Genomic DNA, 7920 nt, shown 5'->3' on the forward strand with positions numbered 1-7920 from the left:
GCCAACATTACGAGCAACAGAAAGTCCCGGAGGCAACGGTATTCGTTGCTTCCGGGACTTTTAGCGTATGAAGATACGTGCCGGTTACGCCTCTTTCGGCTCCTCATACCGGGGAAACACCGGCGACGGGGCCGGAAGCTCAGCACCGGCGACCAGGGCATCACCCAGCGCGGTAAACTGGCGCGCATCACCTTCAGCAACACCCAGCAGATCCAGCAGCTTCGCCATGGAGGCGGGCATCACCGGCTGCATGAGGATAGCAACCTGGCGCACCACCTCAAGGGTCACGTAGAGTACGGTATTCATGCGCTCAAACTCGCCGTTTTTGCGCAGAGTCCACGGTTCCTGTTCCGCAAAGTAAGCATTCGTATCGGCAAGAACCGTCCAGATGCGCTCTAAGGCACGGTGGAATGCCTGCTCATCATAGTCCGCGCGAACCGGCTCATACAGGGCGGCAGCATCAGCCAAAATCTTGCGATCCGCCTCAGTAAACTCTCCGGGGGTCGGTACCTTGCCATCGCAGTTCTTCGCCACCATTGAGAGCGAACGCTGCGCCAGATTGCCCAGGTTATTCGCCAAATCAGAATTAATACGGTTGATAATAGATTCTTCGGAGTATGAGCCGTCTTGTCCAAAAGAAACCTCGCGTAATAGGAAGAATCGGACCTGATCCAGCCCGAACGCTGCCACAAGATCTGCGGGGTCCACCACGTTACCCACCGATTTCGACATTTTCTCGCCATTGACCAGCAGGAACCCGTGCCCAAATACGCGTTTGGGCAGCTCAAGACCGGCAGACCAGAGGAACGCAGGCCAGTAGATAGAGTGGAAACGGGTAATGTCCTTACCAATCAGGTGCAGATCGGCGGGCCAGTATTTCGTGAATAATTCCCCGCCTGTATTGGGGTAGCCAAGCCCGGTCAGGTAGTTAGTCAGCGCATCCACCCACACGTACATGACATGTTTATCGTTGCCAGGCACAGGAACGCCCCAATCGAAGGTGGTGCGTGAAATCGAAAGGTCGTTCAAACCGCCCTTGACGAATGAGATCAGCTCATTGCGACGCGATTCAGGGAAAACATACCCTTCATTCTTATAGAGATCCAGAAGTTTATCGGCATACTTTGAGAGGCGGAAGAAATAAGATTCTTCCTCAGTCCATTCGACTTCCGTTCCGGTAGAAATGGCGTAGCGCTGCCCGTCGCGTTCTTCGGTCTCGTCCTCGGCGTAATAGGCTTCATCGCGCACGGAGTACCATCCAGCATATTTATCGAGGTAGATATCCCCGTTCTCTTCCATACGCTTCCAGATTGCCTGGGATGCCTCATAATGGTCCGGATCCGTAGTGCGAATAAAGCGATCGTAACTAATGCCGAGAGCGTCATTCATCGCCTTGAAACGGGCGGAATTCTCATCGGCGAGTTCTTTAGCGGTTTTCCCCTGTTTCTCAGCGGTGGTCTGCATCTTCTGCCCGTGTTCATCGGTGCCCGTCATAAAGCGCACGTCAAAACCGTCGAGTCGCTTGAAACGTGCCAGCACATCGGCAGCAATGGTCTCATAGGCGTGACCGATGTGGGGGTTTCCATTGGGGTAAGAAATCGCAGTCGTGATGTAGAAGGGGGTAGCACTCATAATTATTAATCTTACCGCAGTTTTTCAGCATAGATGCGGCGAAAGAGTAATACGACAAGCCGCCGTCATGTACCCGCGCACAATCCCAGCTGCAGTAGCAGATCCCCTCGCACATGTTGCACGCTACACCCCGTGACGGTGCTCAGCACGCAGCATGTGAGAAGGGGTCGCCTGTGTTTACAGCAGCGCGCCGAGCCCGCTAGCCGCATGACCACTCATAGAAGACCTGCGAGAAGTCACGGGCTGCCAACCGGTCCGGGGCAATCAGCCAGTTCGCTGTACCAACATCACCCCAGAGCACCGTGTTCCCATACGAATCCATCGTTAACAAGTTCACGGTACGCCTGCGAATATCAGAGTTTTCAGGGTATTTACGGCGTGGATCGCCCTGCATGAAGTGCGGTAACCCACCAAGCCTTGAGTAGTCCCCTGAACCAGTAAAATCCTCAATATCTTCCACATCATACACATCAAAGTCATCAAGACTCGTAATGGCCTGTTCCGGGTATGCCTGGTTCCATTTCTCAACCAGCGGGTGATTTATCGAATCGTTCGGGGCAAATATTTCGCGTCCAAGCGTCGTAAATTCGAGTGCACACTCATGTTTGATAGGCCACCAGAATTCCCGCTCATGATCTTCACAAGTCGCTACCGCATCCGGGTTCGCTTCACCCAGCTGAGGATAGTAGATCACACGGTGGTTCTCTTCCTTATCTATCCCCCACCCTGCGTTTGTGCTCACCCAGAACTGCACCATGCCGGTGGGCGGATAAATGGGATTATCAGGCAGCTCAGTACAGTTAATCTGCGCAACCATGCCCATCGGCACCCCATCTGAATCGGTGGGTGCCTCCACGCCGACGGGAAGATACGGCACTCCCCCGAACTTCGAGACGGTCACCGGCAGCGGCTCAGCAGCCTCAGATGGCTTAATCCCAATAGTGGGTAATGGGTTCTCGGCATAGAGCTCTTCAACAAGGGCAGCAGCTTTCTCAACAATATCGCTCACGGGGAACCCTCCTTTAACGGTTCTATCTATGGTCATTGCTGGGTTGTGCAGGTGTTTCCGCCTGCGCCCTGGTTTAATGAGAGCACCTTCCCGAGCCAATACACAACCGATTTCGTCATTACCTATTTTGTCCAGTAGCAGGAACAGCACCATATAGATCCAGCCACTCAGGTAGGTGGTATATACAATAGGAAAGAAATTCCAGAGCATTGCTATTAGTCGCCGTAAATATCTCAAAGACCAAGCACACACGAAGGGGTGCCTACCATCATGATAGACACCCCCAGAAACGCTAGTAGCTTAGTGCTTAGCGAGCCACCGAACCTTCGGTATAGTCATCGTCAACAGTGTTCCACGAGAACAGCTCGCGCAGTTTGCGACCGGTAGCTTCAATCGGGTGAGACTCGCCCTTAGCACGCAGTTCCTTGAACTCGGGTGCGCCTGCGGCCTGATCGTCCATGAAGCGCTTTGCGAAGGCGCCGTTCTGGATATCGGCGAGAACTTCCTTCATGTTCTCCTTGACCTGAGGAGAAATCACGCGAGGACCGGAGACGTAGTCGCCGTACTCGGCGGTGTCGGAAATGGACCAACGCTGCTTAGCAATACCGCCCTCAATCATCAGATCCACAATGAGCTTGAGTTCGTGCAGAACCTCGAAGTATGCAATTTCAGGCTGGTATCCTGCCTCGGTAAGAACCTCGAAACCGTACTGAACCAGCTGTGAGAGCGAACCGCACAGCACCGCCTGCTCACCAAAGAGGTCAGACTCGGTCTCTTCGGTGAAAGTGGTCTTAATAACACCTGCACGGGTTGCACCGAGTGCCTTAGCGTAGGACAGAGCAAGATCCAGAGCTTTACCGGACGGATCCTTCTCAACGGCAACGAGAGCGGGCACACCACGACCTGCTTCATATTCACGACGTACGGTATGGCCGGGACCCTTCGGCGCAACCATAGCTACATCCACGCCTTCGGGAACGGTGATGTACCCGAAGTGAATGTTGAAGCCATGTGCGAAGAACAGAGCATCGCCGGGCTTCAGGTTAGGTTCAATGCTCTCTTTGTAGACCTGAGCCTGTACCTGGTCCGGGGTCAGAATCATGATGAGGTCCGCTTCAGCTGCAGCTTCAGCAACGGTAGCTACACGCAGACCTTCTGCTTCAGCCTTAGCGCGGGATTTGGAGCCCTCAGCCAGACCAACAATAACCTTGACTCCAGAATCACGCAGGTTCAGAGCGTGTGCATGTCCCTGAGAACCATAACCGATAATCGCAACGGTACGTCCCTGGACTGGGGCGAGGTCTGCATCGTCGTTGTAGAAAATGGTTGCTGCCATTTTGTCTCCTCAAAATAATAGGTTTAGCCCGAACTCAGGCTCAGGCGTTAAGTTTACTAGACGTGGCGCCGCTCATGGGCGTTCTGTGATAAATCTCAGGATGCGGGAAGTATCAAACCACGGGCAACGCTTCCCGCATCCTGACAGGGTTTTGGTGCTTAGATACGTTCGCTCATGGAACGCGGACCACGAGAGAGCGCGATGGTTCCAGCACGCACGATCTCTCGCACTCCGTAGGGTTCGAGAACATCAAGCAAGGCGTTGAGCTTTTCGGGAGAACCGGTTGCCTCAATCACCACGGACTCGGTAGAGACATCAATAACCGAAGCACGGAAAAGGTCAGCGGCCTGCACAACCTGCAGGCGAGCGGCGGCATCCGCCTTGACCTTAACCATGATGTGATCACGCTGTGTTGAAGTCTCTGGGGCTAGCTCCACCACCTTAAGCACATGGATCAGCTTGTTGAGCTGCTTAGTGAGCTGTTCCAAAGTCTCAGGCTCGCCATCAGCAACAATTGTGATGCGCGAAACGTCGGGAACCTCAGTGGGACCCACCGCCAAAGACTGAATATTGAACATGCGGCGAGAGAACAAACCGGTCACGCGTGAGAGCACACCGGGTTTGTCTTCAACTAAAACGGATAGGGTGTGCAGGCTCATTAGTTTTCTCCCTCTTCTCGACCGAAATCGGGTGACGTGTTTTTAGCGATTTGGATGAGGTCGTTCGATACACCGGCGGGCACCATCGGCCACACCATGGCATCGGGGCTCACGGTAAAGTCAATCACCACGGGACGGTCGTTGATAGCGAGCGCTTGTTTGATAACCTCGTCCACATCTTCGTCCCTCTCGCAGCGGAAAGTGGCGCATCCATAGGCGTCGCCAAGCTTCACAAAGTCAGGGATGCGGTCGGTTCCGTGCCCGGTGCGCAGGTGGGTGTTGGAGTATCGACCATCGTAGAAGAGTGCCTGCCACTGACGCACCATACCCAGCGAGGAGTTATTGACCACGGCAACCTTGATGGGAATGTTGTTCTGTGCGCAGGTGGCAAGTTCCTGGTTGGTCATCTGAAAACAACCGTCACCATCAATAGCCCACACAACGGAGTCTGGGTTGGCAACTTTCACGCCCATAGCGGCGGGAACGCAGTATCCCATAGTGCCGAGTCCTGCTGAGCTGAGGAAATGCCGTGGTTTCTCTTGGCCGATGAAATGTGCGCCCCACATTTGATGCTGTCCTACGCCGGTCACGTAGAAAGCATCGGGGCCGGTGAGGGCGCTCAGGCGCTCCAATACGTGCTGGGGGGATCCCAAACCATCATCGGTCTTGGTGTACCCAAGGGGGTAGTCGTTCTTGATGGTATCAAGTTCAACCCACCACTGCCCCAAATCCGGCAACTTGTTGGCGAACTCGGTGGAGAGCAGTTCATTGAGTTCGGGGAGCACATAGCGCAAATCACCCACGATCGGCACGTCTGCGAAGCGAATCTTGGAGATTTCTGCCGGGTCTACGTCAATATGGATGACCTTGGCTTCGGGGGCGAAAGAGTCGAGTTTACCGGTCACACGGTCGTCAAAACGAGCCCCTAGAGTAATCAGCAGATCGGATTTCTGCATAGCGAACACGGCGGGAACGGTGCCGTGCATACCAGGCATGCCCAGGTTTTGCGGGTTGGAGTCTGGGAAAGCACCACGGGCGTTCAACGTGGTCACCACGGGAGCCCCGGTAATTTCGGCGAGCTTTGCCAGCTCCTCGGATGCACCGGAGCGGATAATACCGCCGCCAACGTACAGCACGGGACGTTTGGATTCACTGATGAGCTTGGCCGCTTCACGAATCTGCTTGGAGTGACCACGGGTTACGGGGGTATACCCACGCACCTCAACCTTGGGAGGCCAGTTGAACTCCATCATACCGACCTGCGCATCCTTGGTGATGTCCACGAGCACGGGGCCGGGACGTCCGGTGGAGGCGATATGGAACGCGGCAGAGAGCGCACGCGGAATATCCTGTGGATCAGAAATCATGAAGGAGTGCTTGGTAATCGGCATGGTCATGCCCACCACATCCGCTTCTTGGAAGGCGTCGGTGCCCAGAAGTTTGGTGGAAACCTGACCGGTGATAGCTACCAGCGGAACGGAGTCCATATTGGCGTCCGCAATCGCGGTGATCAGGTTTGTGGCGCCCGGCCCTGATGTTGCAATACACACGCCGACTTTGCCGGTGGAAGTTGCATACCCTTGAGCTGCATGCCCTGCCCCCTGCTCATGACGAACGAGGATGTGGTTAATTTTGGAAGAATCCATCAGAGGGTCGTAGGTGGGCAGAATTGCGCCACCTGGCAGACCGAAGACATCGGTAACACCCAAAAGTTCGAGTGTACGAATAATCGCTTGCGAGCCGGTCATGCGTTCGGCAGCAGGGGCTTTTTCTTCAGCCTGCCCACTACCCGCGGAGTTAATCGAAAATCCCGTGGTCATAATAATGATGCCTCGTTTGTATTGTTTTCTAGTTCTCGACAGATGCGCATGAAACCCGCCTGTTCGGGTATCTTACGCACTGTTTCGCTCGCTGTAGGCTCCGGTCGGGCGCCTTTAGCTATAAAAATACCCTTCGCTATGGTGTTGCGAAGGGCGCACATTCTATTCACAGAAAATCTACCTTGTGAAGCGCCCTAGGCGACGACGATAAGGCTAAGAATTTGCTGTGTCTTGCGTGTTTGCACCTTTATATAGTCTCGCTCTTGATGTCGTGAGTCAAATTTCCACGCCGTTTTTATGAGAGTTTCTCTAATTTCTTCGCATTGCGTGTACTTTCGATATATTTTCGAGCGCTTACCCGGCTCTGTAGGACATCCTGTTGTATTCCCAGCTTCCAAGAGAGCCTAACTCAGGTCAGCACCGGCACAGACAATAATTGATTCTTGCGGTAATCTGCGAGCTCCAGAAATCCCCCAGGTAAATATGTGACGTGATGCAGTGACGTAGAACGCCTTCGCCGGTAAAATGAGTACATGACCGACTCGCAAAACCTGGCTGCTTCACCCTCCCCTACACCGGAGCAGTCTAACCAACCACAGAGCGCCGAGGCTCTTACGGGAGGACAGCTTATCAAGGTACTCCACCCTGCATTCGATGAGCAGATTATTAACTATGGGGCCTACGACTTGGTCTACGCTACCGGAAGCGCCATCTACCGCAACCCCGATATCGACCAACACCAAGAACCTATGCAGGAGCATTTTTTGGTGGGCTACCAAGAGGTTCCTGACGAGGTTATTATCGCCCCTATCCGCATGCCAGATGTTACGCCTGCTGGCACCGCATCCACCATTGATAACACAAATGCGCTGCACGCATACCGGGTAGGTGAACATTCGGTGGCTATTGAATCGGTGAACGGCAGCTCTTTCCTGCTTATTTTTGAGGATGCGCCTGAGATTACCACCATTCACGGGACCGGTGTTCTCAACCAGAGTCGCGACGTCTCTGCTTTCCGCGAGTTTGTAACCTCACGCTGGCCTGTTCTCTAGGCTCTTAAGCGGCCTGTACCATACAGGGCTGTCTCGGATAATGCATATACACTAATCCAGCCGGACTGTATAAAAAGCAAACCCCGTCACAGATAGTGACGGGGTTTATTCTGTGCGCCCTCTGGGACTCGAACCCAGAACCCATTGATTAAGAGTCAATTGCTCTGCCAATTGAGCTAAAGGCGCTTAGGTAACAGATATTGCAGCTTCGCAACGGCAACAGATAAATACTATACGAGCATCAAGCGCGTTTTGCAACTTACGAATACGGCTGTAGTCAGCGATTTTGGCGAACATCGACGTCCAGCATCACGACTGCAAATCACCATGGTATACAACAAAACCCCGCCATAACCGACGGGGTTTATTTTGTGCGCCCCCTGGGACTCGAACCCAGAACCCATTGATTAAG

At 53.8% G+C, this 7920-nt stretch carries 6 protein-coding genes and 1 tRNA gene; 1 reads left to right on the forward strand and 6 read right to left on the reverse strand.

Annotation, left to right across the window (positions count from 1 at the left end; translation table 11 throughout):
• Positions 1-84: 84 nt before the first annotated feature.
• The 5 genes from metG to HMPREF2625_RS09750 all read right to left on the reverse strand — a co-directional run bounded on the left by metG (position 85) and on the right by HMPREF2625_RS09750 (position 6456).
• The gene (gene metG / locus HMPREF2625_RS09730; protein WP_070524205.1) at positions 85-1632 is read right to left on the reverse strand and encodes a methionine--tRNA ligase; all 1548 of its coding nucleotides are present in this window, start codon (positions 1630-1632) and stop codon (positions 85-87) included.
• Between the two features lie 199 nt (positions 1633-1831).
• Positions 1832-2641 carry a YwqG family protein gene (locus HMPREF2625_RS09735; protein ID WP_246826780.1) on the reverse strand — a complete coding sequence of 270 codons (810 nt, stop codon included), beginning with the start codon at positions 2639-2641 and terminating at the stop codon, positions 1832-1834.
• 307 nt (positions 2642-2948) lie between these two features.
• Positions 2949-3977, reverse strand: coding sequence for a ketol-acid reductoisomerase (ilvC, locus tag HMPREF2625_RS09740; RefSeq protein ID WP_048779010.1), 1029 nt, complete (start codon positions 3975-3977; stop codon positions 2949-2951).
• A gap of 158 nt (positions 3978-4135) precedes the next feature.
• Positions 4136-4636, reverse strand: a complete 501-nt coding sequence (gene ilvN, locus HMPREF2625_RS09745) for an acetolactate synthase small subunit (RefSeq protein ID WP_004004952.1) — start codon at positions 4634-4636, stop codon at positions 4136-4138.
• Positions 4636-6456 carry an acetolactate synthase large subunit gene (locus tag HMPREF2625_RS09750; protein WP_048755218.1) on the reverse strand — a complete coding sequence of 607 codons (1821 nt, stop codon included), beginning with the start codon at positions 6454-6456 and terminating at the stop codon, positions 4636-4638. The genes ilvN and HMPREF2625_RS09750 overlap by 1 nt, the downstream gene beginning before the upstream one ends.
• Positions 6457-6989: 533 nt before the next feature.
• On the opposite strand from HMPREF2625_RS09750, the gene HMPREF2625_RS09755 reads away from it, so the two are divergent.
• On the forward strand, positions 6990-7508 hold the full coding sequence (locus tag HMPREF2625_RS09755) for a hypothetical protein (RefSeq protein WP_004004954.1): 519 nt from the start codon (positions 6990-6992) through the stop codon (positions 7506-7508).
• A 113-nt stretch (positions 7509-7621) separates the two neighbouring features.
• On the opposite strand, the gene HMPREF2625_RS09760 is transcribed toward HMPREF2625_RS09755, so the two are convergent.
• Positions 7622-7694 (reverse strand) — tRNA-Lys (locus HMPREF2625_RS09760).
• Between the last annotated feature and the right edge of the window lie 226 nt (positions 7695-7920).

It is taken from the genome of Rothia sp. HMSC064D08, from assembly GCF_001809525.1.
Classification (GTDB): domain Bacteria; phylum Actinomycetota; class Actinomycetes; order Actinomycetales; family Micrococcaceae; genus Rothia; species Rothia dentocariosa.